The organism is Streptomyces sp. NPDC042259 (assembly GCF_055582085.1).
In genome coordinates this window covers 81,880-96,862 of sequence record NZ_JBVJDW010000003.1, presented here as the reverse complement: position 1 = coordinate 96,862, position 14,983 = coordinate 81,880, and the positions used below count along the sequence as shown (strand labels likewise).

Sequence of the window (14,983 nt, the reverse complement as noted above, 5' to 3'; positions counted from 1 at the left end):
CGCGCGGGCGGGGCCGGTCAGGGGGAGGGGGCGAGGAGCCGGCCCATGGCGGCCAGCACGGACGGCTCGATGCGGTAATACACCCACGTCCCGCGCCGCTCGGAGCTGAGCAGCCCGGCCTCGCGCAGCTTCTTCAGATGATGCGAGACGGTCGGCTGGGAGACCCCCACGTCCTGGATGTCGCACACGCACGCCTCCCCGCCGGGGTGGGAGGCGACCTTCGAGAACAGCCGCAGGCGCACGGGGTCGGACAGGGCCTTGTACATCGCCGCCATCGTCACCGCGTCCGTCTCCGACAGCTCCCCGGCCGTCAGCGGCGGGCAGCACGGCGCCACCCCGGCATCCACGACCGGCAGCTGAACGACATCCTCAGACTTCGACATGCGTCTATGTTGACATCCGTCGATGCGCGAGGCAATCTCGACTACATCGACAAATGTCGAAACAAATGCCCGTCGTGGCGCCGCGCTGCCTGTGGGGAGAACTTCCGATGAGCCAGAGCACCACTACCGCCCAGCCGCTGCCCGTCGTCGTGATCGGCGCAGGCCCCATCGGCCTGGCCGCCGCCGCCCACCTCACTGATCGCGGCATCGAACCCCTCGTCCTGGAAGCCGGACCGGAAGCCGGTGCGGCGGTGCGCGAGTGGAGCCACGTGCGGCTGTTCTCCCGCTGGGCCGAACTCATCGACCCCGCCGCCGAGAAGCTCCTCGCCCCCACCGGCTGGGTCCGCCCCGACGATGCCGCCTACCCGACCGGCGGGGACTGGGCCCGGCTCTACCTCCAGCCCCTTGCCGACACCCTCGGCGAGCGGGTCCGCTACGGCGCCCGCGTCACCGGCGTCGCCCGCGCCGGCCGCGACCGCGTCGTCGACTCCGGCCGTGACGGGCAGCCCTTCACCATCCACCTCACCACCGCCGGTGGCGGCGAGGAGCGGATCACCGCACGCGCGGTCATCGACGCCTCCGGCACCTGGACCACCCCCGGCCCCCTCGGCGCCGACGGCCTGCCCGCCCTCGGCGAGAAGGCGGCCGCCGACCGCATCACCTACCGCGTCCCCGATCTCACCGACCCCGCCGTACGGGCCCGGTACGCGGGCAAGCGGACCGCCGTGATCGGCTCCGGCGCCTCCGCCTTCACCGCCCTCGCCTGCCTTGCCGACCTCGCCGAGGACGCGCCCGGCACCCATGCCGCCTGGGTCCTGCGGCGCGGCATCTCCGGCAGCACCTTCGGTGGCGGTGAAGCCGACCAGCTCCCCGCCCGCGGCGCCCTCGGCCTCGCCGCCAAGGCCGCCGTCGACGCCGGCCACGCCTCCGCCGTCACCGGCTTCCGCGCGATCACCGTCGAACGAGACGGCGAGCGCCTGGTGCTGGTCGCCGAGGACGGCCGGCGCCTCGACCCGGTGGACGAGATCCTCGTGCTCACCGGCTTCCGCCCCGACCTGACCTTCCTCTCCGAAGTCCGCCTCGGCCTCGACGAACGCCTCCAGGTCCCGGTCGAACTCGCCCCGCTGATCGACCCCAACGTCCACTCCTGCGGCACCGTCCACCCCCACGGCGTCAACGAGCTCTCCCACCCGGAGAAGGACATCTACCTCGTCGGTATGAAGTCCTACGGCCGTGCCCCCACCTTCCTCGCCATGACCGGCTACGAACAGGTCCGCTCCATCGCCGCCGCCCTGGCGGGTGATCAGGAAGCCGCCGGCCGCGTCGAGCTGACCCTGCCGGAGACCGGGGTGTGCGGCGGCGCCGGCCTCTTCGACCAGCCCGACACCGACCAGGCCGACGGCGGAGGCTGCTGCGCTGCCCCCGCGACCCTCCAGATCGACGGCCCCGCCGGCTCCGGCGGGTGCTGAAGAATCTGTTTGCCTGGTGTTGTGGGCCGTGATCGTCGTAGACGGTGCTCCGGCCACGGTCGTGGGTTTGAACGGGTGGTTCTGGCCCCGCCCTTGCCGGGTCTCAGCGGGGGCCCATGATGGTTCCGCTGTCAGCAGACCGGCTGGATTTCAGACAGTGGCCCGCAAAGGATGACTGCATGCGGAAGAACATGGCGGTGCGCCGACTCGATCTCGGGTACTTCATCCGGCCTGCCTCGGAAGTGGGCGGCCCGCAACCGCGAGTAGAACCGGTCCTTGCTTACCTGGTGCAACACGACGACGGGCTGCTCCTCTTCGATACCGGCATCGGCGATGCAGACCCCGAAACCGAAGCGCACTATCGGCCTCGCCGCCGGGCGCTGCAGGATGCCCTCTCCGCGTCCGGTGTCGCCCTTGATGACGTCTCCGTGATCGTGAACTGCCACCTGCACTTCGACCACATCGGCGGGAACCCTCTCTTTGGCGGCAGGCCCATCCTGGTGCAGGACGTCGAACTGGCCACCGCACGCCGGGGCAACTACACAGTCGACGAGCTGATCGACTTCCCCGGGGCAACCTACGAGGAGGTCGCCGGCGAGACCGAGGTCTGGCCCGGAATCTGGATCATTCCGACACCCGGTCACACCCAAGGGCACCAGTCGCTGGTCCTCCAGCAGAGCGACGGCACAGTAGTGCTCGCCGGCCAGGCATACGACTTCGCTTCCCACTTCGCGTCTGAGCAGTTGGCCCGCCACGCGACACTTCACGGCGTGGAACAGCCGCTTCCTCCCTATCGGCACTGGTTGGATCGACTCGCCGACTTCGACCCACGACGCGTGCTCTTCGCCCACGACTGCTCGGTCTGGGAACCACCACAGACTGAAGGTGGCTGAAGCCCGACTTCCTGTCACATGGGACAACCCTTGATCGGGTGACGTTTACTGGCTGTCCCGGAGCGGAGCCGGATCGTGTCTGTTCCGGGGACTTCGCCGGCGCGCGCGTCGCGGTCGGGGTCGTCGAGGCTGAGCACGATGAGGCCCCCGGGGGCGGCCTGCGAAGATGGCGTCATGCTGCAGGTTTGTCTCAACGGTGCTCGAAGCCGTGCCGAGTGTTCCCATCTGCCGGTGACCGCCGACGAGCTGGCGGTGGCGGCCCGTGAGGCTGTCGCGGCCGGCGCCGAGGACGTCCATCTGCACCCCAAGGACCGCGACGGCCAGGACACGCTGGAAGCCACCGCCGTTGCCGCCGCCGTGAGCGCGGTGCGGAATGCTGTGCCAGGCATCCCGGTTGGGGTCACCACCGGTGCATGGGCTACGGCAGACCCTCATGCCCGTGCCGCGCAGGTCCGGGCCTGGACCGTGCTGCCTGACCATGCTTCCGTGAACTGGCACGAGGGCGGCGCCGCCGATGTCGCCACGGCCTTGCTGGACCGGGGGATCGGCATCGAAGCCGGCATCTACTCCGGTACCCCCGCCGCACAACGGTTTCTGGACTGGCCCGGATCCCGCCGAGTCCTGCGCGTACTGGCCGAGATCACCGAGGCCACCCCGCAGGACGCGCTCCGCGCCGCAGTCGGCTTGCTGAAAGAACTCCGATCGGCTGCCACGCCGATTCTCTTGCACGGCGAAGGCACCGCCGCGTGGCCCATTCTGCGCCTTGCGGCCTATCGCCGCCTGGATGCCCGTATCGGCCTGGAAGACGTGCTCCACCTCCCTGACGGCGCCCCCGCCCCGGACAACGCCGCCCTCGTCCGCGCAGCACGCGAGATCATCCAGCACGCACTGCAGGGCGCGTCTGAGACGTAACCCCGTTCCCGGAGGTGGGTCACGGCGTTCCACGCCGTGTTCCGGCTACGCCGCGGCCGCTGTGCCGACAGCCGCCCAGGGTGGTACGCCCGGGGCGTGTTCGACGGGCTCCGGGCAACTCACGGGCGGGGCGAGGGGGAGACGTCAGTGAGCGAATTCCGGGATGTCGTCGTCGGAGCCGGGCTCACCGGGCTCGCGCTCGCGATCGCCTTGCGGCAGACCGGCGCGACAACAGGCGTCGGCCGTGCCGGTGTCGTGGCAGAGTTCCACTCATGCGGATACCCAGATCCCGATACGTGGCTGTGAGCCTCCTCCTCGGCACCGCACTGACCGCCTGCGGCCAGGAGCGCACCGGCTCGACAGCGACCGACCGCGCCCCGAGCCTCGGAGCCCCCCGCTCCCCGGAGCCCGCGCGGTCTTCCGACGGCCCCGCACGGGGAAACGTGGAGCCCGACTCGCACGACGGAGCCCCGCACTATCGCGAGAACAACGGCTTCAAGATCCCCAAGGGCATGTCGGCCGACAGCGAGAAGGCCGCCCGCACCGAAGCCGCCCGCATCGAGCCCGTTCTCAAGCGGCTCTGGACGGCCAAGACGTGGGATGCCAAGAGCGTGCGTGAGGCGCTGCTCGAACTCGGCTATCGAAACGAGGGTCCGGGCAGCGAGCAGGGGCGCGGAACACTCGTCGTACGGGCCCACGACCCCGGCCGCAACCCAGGTGCCAGCGTTGCCCTCTACGTCCGTCACGACGCCTGTGTGACCGCCTTCGTGCAGACGACCAATTTCCAGGTCCAGGTCAACGGCCGGTTCCCGGAAACCGGCTGCTTCGAGCCGCCGAGCGGTCACTAGGGCTCCCCGGGCCCCCGCACACGTGGTAACAGATCCACCGCCGGGCAGCAGCGCTACCCCGAAGTGCGCACGTGAAGGGCTCCTACCCCGTTTCACGGCGGGGGTAGGAGCCCCTTCGGCGCTGGCCCCTGCGCGCATACGCCGGTGGATTCGGGCGGGAGGCCGCACCGCTTCCGGAGCGGGGCGCGAGCCGAGTACCCGGTCCTCACCAGCCGCGCGGGATGGCGTCAGCCGAAGCACCCAAGTGTTTCGTTGAAGCCCGCACAGCGCCACTTTCCCCACCAGTAGCAGGCCTCGCCGCTCACCTGGAGGCACTTCTTCTCGCCGTAGATCCCCACGCTGAGCTTGCCCCATACCGCTCCGAGGCTCTTCTCCCAGCTGATGCTGTTCATCTTGGAGTTGAGGTTGAATCCCTCTTTCCAGATCACCTTGCCGGACAGCTTGATGCCTGCCTCCGCGCGCACTACCCATTCCTCGCCGAACGAGAACTCAACGCCCCCGTAGACACTGATGGGTCCGATGACCTTGATCTCCCAGGGCTCCCACTTGTCGGCCTGACCGGACAAGGCCTTGGTGACCTCGGGGGCTTCTACTCCCTTGTCCTCAAAGGCCTGAGCCTCTGCGATGTAGTTCTGCCGCAGCTCCTCGGCGGTCGTGCCCGGATCGCCTTCCGGCTTCAGATCGTTGATGGACCGGGCCAGCTGATCCCAGACGCCGGGATCGATCCCTTGCAGCCCGGTAGCGGCGTCAGTCGCCATGTTCTCGTTCCCTTCTGTCGGAGCCGCGTCAACGTCCGCAGGGTGCGCGGCGTTTGTGGATGTCGGCCGAGCGCTCGGTCTTGGAAAGCCCGCGCCCGGGAACCTGCACTGTGCGCGTGCCCCACCCTTATGGGCTAATCCGCGGATACGACCCGTTTCGCCAGATAGAGTGACGGTTCGTTCGCGCGTGCGCCAATAACGCCCGGTGCTGTGGGAATGACTGCCCCCCGGGTGCGCCCCGTTGAGGCCCGGGCCCGCTTCCCGTCACGATGAACGGGCAGCGGCGTGGTTGCCGCTTGACGGGCGGGGCGAGGGGGAGACGTCAGTGAGCGCATTCCGGGATGTCGTCGTCGTCGGAGCCGGGCCCACCGGGCTCGCGCTCGCGATCGCCCTGCGTCAGTACGGGATCGACGTCCTCGTCGTCGAGAGGGAGGCGCGGGGAAAACGGGAGGCCCGGGCGGGGGTGGTGTGGCAGCGGGCGCTCGAGGTGCTGGGAGACCTGGGGTGTGTGGAAGCGTTCTTGGGAGAGGGGCTTCCGTTGCGGCAGGTCGAGGTGTTCGCCGAGGGACGGGAGGTCGGGGGGATCGGTCTCGAGGCCGGGGAGACCGCGTATCCGCGGCCGTTGTCGATCGAGCAGGACGCCGTGGAGCGCCTGCTCGGGGAGCGGCTCGGGCAGGTGGGCGGGGAGATCCGGTGGTCGACGGAGGCGGTCGCAGTACGGACCTTCGAGGACGGGGCCGTCGTCGGACTGCGGGGGGCCGACGGGGTCGGCACGAGTATCCGGTGTCGTTGGGTCGTCGGGTGCGAAGGGGCGCACAGTGTGGTGCGCAAGGCGCTCGGCATCCCGTTCGAGGGCGCGCGCCGGCCGGATCTCCAGTGCGTACAGATCAACGCCGAAGTCGACTGGAAACACCCCTACGCCTCCGACCGCGGCTACTTCTTCCTGGTGCGCGGCGCCTCCCTCGGGGTCTCGCCCCGGCCCGGCGGCGGGTACCGGTTCTTCTGCTTCAGCACCGACCCCGACCCCACGATCGACCGCGCCCCCACCGTCGGCGAGATGCGCGCTCTCGTCGCCGACACCGCCCACGACCCCGGCACGAGCCTCGTGCCGACCGAGCCGCCGTGGGCCAACCGGGCGCGATTCCAGGACCGGTTCGCGGCGTCGTTGCGGGTCGGCCGGGCGCTGCTCGCGGGGGACAGCGCGCATCTGTGGGCGCCGATCGGCGGGCACGGGCTCAACACCGGGCTGCGCGGCGCGCACAACCTGGGGTGGAAGCTCGCGGCCGTCCACCGGGGCTGGGCGGCCGACGCGCTGCTCGACACGTACGCCACCGAGCAGCGGCTCACGGCCGCCAAGGTGATGCGGGAGATGCGGCACGACGTCCTGGAGCTGCCGCCGACCCGGCTCACCCTGCTCGGGATGCGCCTCGCCGGGCCGTATCTCCTGCGCGGGGAGTGGTTCGCCGGGCGTATCCGGACCGTTCTCAGCGATCTGGCCATGCACCACCGGGAGAGCCGTCTCTCCCACGGCGGCCACAGCCGGCACCGGTCCCTCCGCGCCGGTGACCGGCTTCCCGACCTGCCCGTCCTCCTCGACGGGCGGCGCTGCCGGCTGCACGAACTGCTCTCCTACGAGCGCTGGACCCTGCTGACCGCCCCCGGCGCCCGCGTCGACGACGGGTGGCCGGCGCGGCTCACCGACGGCTACGCCATGCCGGTCGGACATTTCCGCCCGTACCCGGCGCCGGGCGCGCGGCGGCTGGCCGGGGCCGGGTCGCTGATCCTCGTGCGACCCGACCGGCACATCGGTCTCGTCACCGACACGGCGGAGGAGCTGGAGGCCTATCTCCGGCGGTGGTTCACTCCCCGGCAGACAGCGCGGCCCCAGTAGGCCGCTCGCCCAACCGCACCGGCAGCCGCGTCGGCCCGTGGAAGACCAGATCGTCCGCCCACCGCACCGGCTCGTCCCCCAGCGCGAGCCCCGGCAGGCCGTCCAGCAGCGCGGTGAACCCGGTCTCGGCCTCGGCACGGGCCAGCGGGGCGCCGACGCAGTAGTGGATGCCGAGGCCGAATCCGGTGTGGCGGCGCGCGTCACGGCGGAGGTCCAGGCGATCGGGGTCCGGGAAGCGTGCGGGGTCGCGGTTGGCCGAGCCGAGGACGAGGGTGACCTTCTCGCCCCGCCGGATGACGTGCCCGCCGACCCGGTCGTCCTCCCGGGCCCACCGGCTGATCATCTGGACGGGCGCGTCATAACGGACCAGCTCCTCCACCGCGCCCGGCGGCCACGCCGCCCGGGCCCGCAGCCGGGCCGGCTCGGCGGGGTGGGCCAGCAGCGCGAGCAGGCCCTTGGCGAGCAGGTTCGTCGTCGTCTCGTGACCCGCCGTCAGGAGATGCGTACAGGTGCCCGCCAGCAGGTCCTCGTCGGTCCCGGTGCCGCCCGGGTGCTCCAGCATCGCCGCGATCAGATCCGGTCCGCCGCCCGCCCCCGCGCGGCGGCGGGCGAACTCGGCGCGGAAGTACGCCCCCAGCTCCCGTGCCGCCGTCTCCGCCACCGCGAACCCGTCCGCCCTCCGGGCGGCGCGCGCACTGGTCGCCTGCTGGAGGTCCACCGCCCGGGCACGGAACCACGGCCGGTCCTCCTTCGGCACGCCCAGCAGTTCGCTGATGACGAGAAGGGGGAAGGGCGCCGCGAAGACCTCGATCAGGTCGGCTTCCCCGTCGGCGGCCAGCCTGTCACCCAGCTCCGCGACCAGGCCGGAAGCGAGTTCACCGATGCGCGCGCGCAGCCCCTCCACGATCCGTGGGGTGAAGGCACCGGCCACCCGTGCGCGCACCACGGTGTGGCGGGGCGGGTCCATGAAGACCATCCAGTTCGCGACGGTCCCCCGCAGATGGGGGCAGTCGCCGGGGAGGTGGGCGGGCGGCCCGCCCCGGCCGTAGCGGCGGCTCGACAGCACCCGCGCCACATCGGCGTGCCGGAACAGGTACCACCCGTCCTCCCCCCGGTGCACCGGATCCGCCTCCCGGTAGCGGCGGTAGTGGGGGTAGGGGTCGGGGACGCGGACGTCGGCCGCACGGAACGGGCCCGGGCCGTCGCCGCTCATCGCGCGCCCCGGACGGTGTCGGCCAGCCCCGCCAGGTCCCTGGGCAGGGTGGCACCGCGCCAGGCGACATGGCCGTCCGGCCGCACCAGCACGAACGCGCTGCGGTAGAGGCCCGCCACCGGCGCGTCGCGGCACCTCGACGCCCTCAGCGGGACGCCCCGGTGGGCGAAGGCCGCCTCGAACGCGGCCAGTCGGTCGGAGTCGGCGAAGCACAACAGCCGGAACCTGTCGCCGAACAGATCCAGCGTCGAGGTGTCCGCACCCAGCCAGGCGTGCGGGGCGCGGGCCCCGGGCAGGGCGTCGGTGCGCCAGTTCCGTTCCCTCCTGCCGTCGCCGATCACGACGGGGGACACGTACCGGAAGCCGAAGTGCACGTCCGGCGAGTCGAACTCGCGGCGTACCCCGCTGCGTTCCATCCCTTCCGACAGCTTCGCCCGCGCGCGGGCGCCCTCGGTGGAGTCGAGCAGGATCTCCTTGGGCAGCTCGCGGCGCGTGGTCCGCAGCAGATGGGCGTTGGCCTCCTCCAGACTGTGTTCGGCGACCGGCCGGCGCTCGGTGTCGTAGGAGTCGAGCAGCCCGGGGCCCGCCCAGCCCGCCAGCTCGGCGGCGAGCTTCCACCCGAGGTCGGCGGCGTCGCAGATGCCGGTGTTCATACCGAAGCCGCCGGACGGCGAGAGGGTGTGCGCGGCGTCGCCCGCGAGCAGGACACGGCCGTGCCGGTAGCGCTCGGCGACCCGGTGGGTCAGATGCCAGACGTTCTCGGAGAGCACCTCCAGCGGGGTGTCGAAGCGGATGGCGTTGCGGACCATCGTCAGGGCGTCCTGTTCGGCCGCCTCCGGCCCGGGCCCGCCCGGACCCGGGCCGGAGACCGTCAGCCGGTACAGACCCCGGCCGTCCATCGACCGCATCGGGTAGCGCAGGGTCGGCGGCTGGGTGAGGAAGTACACCAGGGCGGCCCGCGCGCCGAGGCGTTCGCGCAGTCCCGGCGCGCGGAAGAGGATGTTGCGGAAGACCCGGGTCTCGTAGTGGGCCGGCGCCGCGATGCCCGCCGCCTTGCGGACCCGGGACGCCGCCCCGTCGCAGCCGACGAGATAACGCGCGCGGATCGTCAGCCGCGAGCCGTCGGCCAGATCGGTGGCCCGCGCCACCACCTGGTCGTCATAGCGGGTGTAGTGGTCGAGGCGGCAGCTTCGGCGCAGCGGGCCGTCGGGGTGCACACCCACTTCCCGGGCGAGCAGCGGGCCGAGCCAGTGCTGCGGGCACACCTGTTCCGGCTCGGGGGTGTAACCCAGCGGCGGGCGGTGGTCGGCCGTGCCGAAGTCCAGGCGGTGGATCTCGTGGCCGCCGACCGCCGTCACCCAGGCGATGTCCAGCGGGTGGTCCCCGGGCCAGCCCGCGGCCCGGATCCGGTCGGCGACGCCCCACCGCCGGAACAGCTCCATCGACCGGGGGCCGACCGTGCCCACCTTCGGATGCGTGATGGTGCCGTCGGAGGCCTCCAGCACCATGAAGGCGACGCCGCGGCGCTTCAGATCCAGTGCCAGCGCCAGGCCCACCGGGCCGCCGCCGACGATCAGTACGTCCGTCGTGCGAAGAAGTCGATTCATGACCTCCCCTCCGTCCTGCGGAAGAAGTCGGCGTAGAACGCCATCATTTCGGGGACCCGCGCCGGCACCGGCGGGCAGGCGAGGGCCGCGGCCGACAGATGCGCGAAGCGCAGTGCGAGCGCGCGGCGCGCCACATCGGGGCGGGGGTTGGCGGCGGGCGCGGTGTCCAGCTCGAACGTCGGGCCCGCCGTCCGGCCGCGCCGCCCCGACTCCATGGTCACCAGCAGCTCCGCCAGCGGGCGCATCATGCCGGTCATGACGTCGATGGACGCGTTCATCAGTTTCGAGCGGCGCAGGCTCTCGTCGGGGCACTCCCCGAAGTGCTGCGCCATGAGCTGGAGCATCAGGTGGTACGAGTGGTTGAACAGCCGGGCCACCGCACGTGCCTCGGGATCCGTGATCGGGTCCTTCGCCCCGCCGCCCGTCCCGTCACACGTCTGCGCCACCGTCGGATTGCGCAGCACCGGATAGGCCGGTTGCCACGGCGCCAGGCGCCCGTGGGGGCCCTCGACCCGCTCGGTCGTCAGGGTCTCGCCGATCCGCAGGAACGTCTGGAAGTGCGAGACGTCCGAGGCCCGCGCGGGGCGGGGCGGCAGGGGGGCGCCCTCGCCCTGTTCGGTGATGAAGTCCACCGCGAACAGGGCGCTCGGCAGGTCGTCGACCTCCAACTGGTAGTCGGGATGCGTGGCGTTGAGCGACTCGCCCAGGAACAGGTGGTGCTCGCCGCCGCCCCGGCCCTTCTCCACCAGGAACAGGTCGGGCACCCGCGTCAGCCCCTCCCGGATCCCGGCGTACAGCTCGCTCACCGACCCCCACGCGAACGCCGACCGCCTCGGGCCGCCGTCCGGCCGCGACCGGACGGCGCCCTCCCGGCGAATCTCCGGGACGAGCCCGGCGGGCTGTTCGATCGCGATGAACCGCTGCACGCTGCCGGCGCTCAAGGGCTCCAGCGCGAAGTCCAGCGGGACCGGCAGCACCGAGTTGACCGTGGCGAAGTCGACGGCCGGGACGTGGAAGGGTTCGCCGATCGCCATGATGATGTTGTTGACCACCAGGAAATGGATCATTTCCTCGCGGGCCACGTTCAGCAGCGCCCCGCGCATCCCGTCGTCCACCGTGGCTCCGCCCTGGCCGCAGGCGAGTTCCAGCTGCCCGGGCGTCCACAGCCCGCGCCGTACGTACTGGCACCCGGCCCCGTGGGTCGGCAGCGAGAAGGCCGCGTACAGATACTGCAGCATCACCGCCAGCTCCAGCGTGGCCGCCTGTTTCAACGCGGCCCACAACTGACCGCGCGTGGTGATGGCGGACTCCGTGGCGAGCGGTGCGGCCACGGGCACGGGCGGGCGCACCCGAGCCTGCTGATTGCGCAGATACGCCAGCAGCAGCCGGGCCTTGGGGTCCGACAGATCGCGGGTGGGCGGCATGTAGTACGTCTTGGCCTTGTTGGCCGGATCGCACATCTGCCACGCGAGTTCCGCGTACGTCTCGACCTTGCAGCGGTCGGCGAGGCTGAACACCTCCGACGTCATGAAGGAGGAGACGTGCTCGTAGTACGCGAAGACCTCCCGGTGCAGCAGGACGAAGTCCACGTCCCGCCGGGGCACGTCGTCCAGGTGCCAGTCGTCGGGCAGGACCCGGACGGCCAGCGCCCCGGCGCCCGCCCAGAAACCGAGCGCGTCCTCGTCGTCGTACGCCGCCCACGCCGAGCCCGGTCCGGCGGGGTCCGTGCCCGGCCGGTCGCCGGGGCCGGTGGACAGCAGGACCCGGCAGGTGCCCGCTCGTTCACCGCGCAGGGTGAGCAGGCCGTGGCCGCGCTCGTCGGTCTCCACGACGCACTCGGGAGCGTACTCGCCGGGCCCACCGATACCGCCGGCCCCGCCGGTCCCGTCCGGGGTGCCCGCGCGCAGCCCCAGGATCACCGCGTCGCCGCAGCGGGCGCCGGGCGTCCCGGCCGGGCGGTGCCCGGGCAGGGCACGGGGGTTGAAGTACTGCCGCACGTACACCGGGCCGGTGCGCGCGGGACGGCCGCGTACGAAGCCGCGCAACGGCACCGTCACGGCGTGGTCGCGGCCGTGGAGCAGGTCGCGGTGGTGCAGGACCGTCAGCGCCTCGTCGCTCTGGACGACCGTCTCCCGCTCGGTCAGCAGCGTCGTGCGCCGGCCACCGGGCAGGACGCCGGTCAGATACAGCGCCGCGTCCCCGGCCGCCTCCCAGCCGGGGGCGACGGGCGCGGTGACGATGCCCGAGGTGCGGCCGTCGCGGTACGCCGCCGACGGCAGCCGCGCGACGAGCCGGCCGGTACCGGCCGTGCGCAGCTCCAGGTCGCCGAGGTCCACCGGCGGGCCGAGCCGGTGCAGCGGGCCGGGGCCCGGCCGCGGGGCCCGGCCGGTGAGCGGGACGGCGGAGACCATGTCGAACGTGGCCCGCCCGGCCGCGACCTCCACCGTGAGGTGATGCGGGGCCGGACCGCCCGCGCCGGGCACGGGCACCAGCAGCCGCCCCGCCGGGTAGGTGCGCAGCTCCTCGGCGTGCCACGGCGCGATCGTCCCCCGGACCCGCCAGTGGCTGGGCGCGTCCGGGACCACGGGCGAGGACATGCCGTCCAGCGCGAACCGCACGACGAGACCGTCGGCACCCCCACCCTCCACGGCCGCGCGCAGCGCGCGCACCACGGGTGAGGCCCCGGTGCCGGGGTGCCAGTCGGCGTCCTCGTCCCGCGCCACCACGAACTGGTGGACGGCGCAGTACCGCAGCTGCGCGGCCAGCACATGCTCACCGACGTCCAGGATGTGGCCGAAGTCGACCCAGCGCGGCGGCTGGAGACCGCTCACACCACCGGTGAACAGATAGCCCCGGTCGTGCGAGCGGCCGACGCGGCCGAAACCGAACCGGCCCACCATCAGGGCCGTGGTCCACCGCGACGCGGGGTCGAGGTCGAAGACACGGGCCCGGTTGACGGTGGTGCGCAGGTACTCGTTGTAGTGGCCCCAGACGTCCACGTTCCGGCCGACCACCGGATCACCGGTGTCCACGGCCCCGTCCGGGCCCTCGGCGGCGACGACGCGGGCGTCCATGAGGAAGTGGCCGTTGCCGTCGAAGTTCCAGCCCTTGGCGAGGCTGAACTCCCCGTGCGGCGCGAGCCGCCCGTCCCGGCCGAAGCGCGGGCCGCGCTCGTCGAGATGGGCGTGGAAATCGCGCGCGGGCCGGTCCGTGGGGAAGGGCCCCTCATCGGTCAGTACCCGGTGGGCGGACAGGTCGACGCGGCCGCAGCGCGGCCCGGTCGGCAGTTTCGTCGTCGCGACTCCGGCGAAGTGCAGCCTCGGCAGGTCGAAGACGCTCATCAGCGGGCCCCCGCCGGGTCGTGGACGCCCAGGAGGGCGGCCGGGCGGGGGCCCGGCGCGGCCCCGTCGATCTCCCCGACGACGCGCAGCGCCGATTCCACGGCACCCTCGATCCACGCCGGAGTCGTCGAGGTGTGCTCGCCCGCGAAGAACAGCCGGTGCACCGGGCGGGCCGCGCGGGCACGCTCCTCCTCGACCTCGGCGGCGTCCTTGCCCCAGCGCATCGCACAGCCCACGGTCCACGGCGTGTGCCCCCACGCGGCGCTCACCGCGCCCAGCACCATGCCGGGCCGCAGCAGCTCGGGATGGACCGCGCTCAGCTCCGCCAGGACGAGCCGGTGCCGGCGGCGGGGCGACATCCGCCCGAGCCGCTCCGCCTCACGGCCGATGGTGTAGCTGGCCAGGAGCGCCGCCCCCCGCCCCGGGTCGCCGTCCGCCGGCGGGTAGTACGTCTGTCGGATGCCGCCGCCGGTGAGCGACGCCCCGCCGCCGATGCCGTCCGCCTGCCAGAACGGCTCCCGGCAGTGGAAGGCCACCTTGGTGGCCGGGCAGTACTCCACCTCGCGCAGCACGGCCAGCTTGTCGGCGTCCAGGCCGGTCAGCCGCATGCGCCGGAGCGCGGGGAACGGCACCGCGCACACGACGAAGTCGCTGACCTCGGTGAACGTGCGGGTGCCCTGCCGGGAGCGGACCAGGACCTCGTGCTCCCGCACCTCGACGGCCACCACTTTGCGGCCGCACGCCACCGGGGCCCGCAACCGCCGGGCGAGCCGGCGGGGCAGTTGGTCCATGCCACCGTCGATCCTCAGCAGCGCGGGGCTGGTCTCGGTGAGGATGTCGTCGAGGAAGCCGCCCAGCCGGCCGCCGCAACCCGCCCGGATGCCGGGGTGCGCCGCGAAGAGCGTGTGGAGATCCACCCGGCCTCCGCCCGCACCGCTGAGGTACGGGGTCAGATCGATGCGGGAGACCAGATCGAGCAGATCCCTGCGCAGGTCCCCGCGCAACGCGTCCCGCAGGTCCGGCGGGGCGATGGCCCCGACGACGGCCGTGAGCCAGGCGCCGAAGGCGATGGTGGCGTCGTCGTACGAGCCCGGGTGGTCTTCCGCCGCGAGGTCACGCCGGAAGGCGCGGTACAGAGGACCGGACGCGTGACGAATGCGCACGAACCCCTCCGCCGTGTGCACGAAAGCGTTCTCGTCCGACAGCAGGGTCCGAAATTCCCGGAGCCTCTCGTCGAGGTGCAGATGTTCGACATAGGCCAGGGTGTGCCGGTGCCGGGTGGGGACGCGCATCGCGCCGAGTTCCACGGACGGGGCGCCGGGGCCCGGGCCGAACCGGTGGGTGAGGACACGGCCGCCGACGCGGGTGCTGCCCTCCAGCACCCGGACCCGGTAACGCAGCCGCTCCAGTTCGTAGGCCGCCACCAGCCCGGCCACCCCGGCGCCGATGACGGTGACGCGGCGGCCCTTGGGCTCCTCGGTCCGCTGGAGTGCATGAGTATGCCAAGTGTGGGAAGTGCTGCACATGGTGGTTCCCCCCGTGATGTACAACCATCGCCGCGCGGACGCCCCACGAGTTGGGAATTTATGGAGAGCGGGCGGCGTACGTATGACGTCGATTCCGGATATTCCGGTTGAGATGCGGGGAAGAATTGGCCTTCGTGACCAC

At 72.4% G+C, this 14,983-nt stretch carries 12 protein-coding genes; 6 read left to right on the top strand and 6 right to left on the bottom strand.

The features are described from left to right. Window positions 1-17: 17 nt before the first annotated feature. The gene (locus tag ACZ6MA_RS09495) at window positions 18-383 is read right to left on the bottom strand and encodes an ArsR/SmtB family transcription factor (RefSeq protein ID WP_469432412.1); all 366 of its coding nucleotides are present in this window, start codon (window positions 381-383) and stop codon (window positions 18-20) included. A gap of 107 nt (window positions 384-490) precedes the next feature. Here ACZ6MA_RS09495 and ACZ6MA_RS09490 point away from each other — a divergent pair, with 107 nt between their 5' ends. The 5 genes from ACZ6MA_RS09490 (at window position 491) to ACZ6MA_RS09470 (ending at window position 4,505) form a co-directional block, all read left to right on the top strand. Then, entirely contained in the window at window positions 491-1,852 is a 1,362-nt protein-coding gene (locus ACZ6MA_RS09490; protein ID WP_469432410.1) for an NAD(P)-binding domain-containing protein, read from the top strand. A 179-nt stretch (window positions 1,853-2,031) separates the two neighbouring features. After that, a complete protein-coding gene (locus ACZ6MA_RS09485) occupies window positions 2,032-2,745 on the top strand; it encodes an N-acyl homoserine lactonase family protein (RefSeq protein WP_469432409.1) in 714 nt (237 codons plus the stop codon). A gap of 174 nt (window positions 2,746-2,919) precedes the next feature. Continuing rightward, window positions 2,920-3,657: a 3-keto-5-aminohexanoate cleavage protein gene (locus ACZ6MA_RS09480; protein WP_469432408.1), complete on the top strand. Its 738-nt coding sequence runs from the start codon at window positions 2,920-2,922 to the stop codon at window positions 3,655-3,657. Between the two features lie 147 nt (window positions 3,658-3,804). Further along, on the top strand, window positions 3,805-3,963 hold the full coding sequence (locus ACZ6MA_RS09475; RefSeq protein ID WP_469432406.1) for a hypothetical protein: 159 nt from the start codon (window positions 3,805-3,807) through the stop codon (window positions 3,961-3,963). Next, window positions 3,954-4,505: a hypothetical protein gene (locus ACZ6MA_RS09470; protein ID WP_469432405.1), complete on the top strand. Its 552-nt coding sequence runs from the start codon at window positions 3,954-3,956 to the stop codon at window positions 4,503-4,505. The genes ACZ6MA_RS09475 and ACZ6MA_RS09470 overlap by 10 nt, the downstream gene beginning before the upstream one ends. Before the next feature lie 227 nt (window positions 4,506-4,732). Here the strand turns inward: ACZ6MA_RS09470 and ACZ6MA_RS09465 are convergent, their stop codons facing one another. Beyond that, entirely contained in the window at window positions 4,733-5,263 is a 531-nt protein-coding gene (locus ACZ6MA_RS09465; protein WP_469432403.1) for a hypothetical protein, read from the bottom strand. Window positions 5,264-5,588: 325 nt separating this feature from the next. On the opposite strand from ACZ6MA_RS09465, the gene ACZ6MA_RS09460 reads away from it, so the two are divergent. Then, window positions 5,589-7,154 carry an FAD-dependent oxidoreductase gene (locus tag ACZ6MA_RS09460; protein WP_469432402.1) on the top strand — a complete coding sequence of 522 codons (1,566 nt, stop codon included), beginning with the start codon at window positions 5,589-5,591 and terminating at the stop codon, window positions 7,152-7,154. Here ACZ6MA_RS09460 and ACZ6MA_RS09455 read toward each other — a convergent pair. Genes ACZ6MA_RS09455 through ACZ6MA_RS09440 form a run of 4 tightly spaced genes read right to left on the bottom strand, consistent with a single transcriptional unit; the run spans window position 7,123 to window position 14,841 of the window. Then, on the bottom strand, window positions 7,123-8,367 hold the full coding sequence (locus ACZ6MA_RS09455) for a cytochrome P450 (protein WP_469432400.1): 1,245 nt from the start codon (window positions 8,365-8,367) through the stop codon (window positions 7,123-7,125). The genes ACZ6MA_RS09460 and ACZ6MA_RS09455 overlap by 32 nt on opposite strands. Then, complete coding sequence (locus tag ACZ6MA_RS09450) at window positions 8,364-9,974, bottom strand: FAD-dependent monooxygenase (RefSeq protein ID WP_469432399.1); 1,611 nt, start codon at window positions 9,972-9,974, stop codon at window positions 8,364-8,366. The genes ACZ6MA_RS09455 and ACZ6MA_RS09450 overlap by 4 nt, the downstream gene beginning before the upstream one ends. After that, a complete protein-coding gene (locus ACZ6MA_RS09445; protein WP_469432397.1) occupies window positions 9,971-13,315 on the bottom strand; it encodes a ferritin-like domain-containing protein in 3,345 nt (1,114 codons plus the stop codon). Before ACZ6MA_RS09445 ends, ACZ6MA_RS09450 begins: the two co-directional genes overlap by 4 nt. Further along, window positions 13,315-14,841 carry a flavin monoamine oxidase family protein gene (locus tag ACZ6MA_RS09440; RefSeq protein WP_469432396.1) on the bottom strand — a complete coding sequence of 509 codons (1,527 nt, stop codon included), beginning with the start codon at window positions 14,839-14,841 and terminating at the stop codon, window positions 13,315-13,317. The genes ACZ6MA_RS09445 and ACZ6MA_RS09440 overlap by 1 nt, the downstream gene beginning before the upstream one ends. Between the last annotated feature and the right edge of the window lie 142 nt (window positions 14,842-14,983).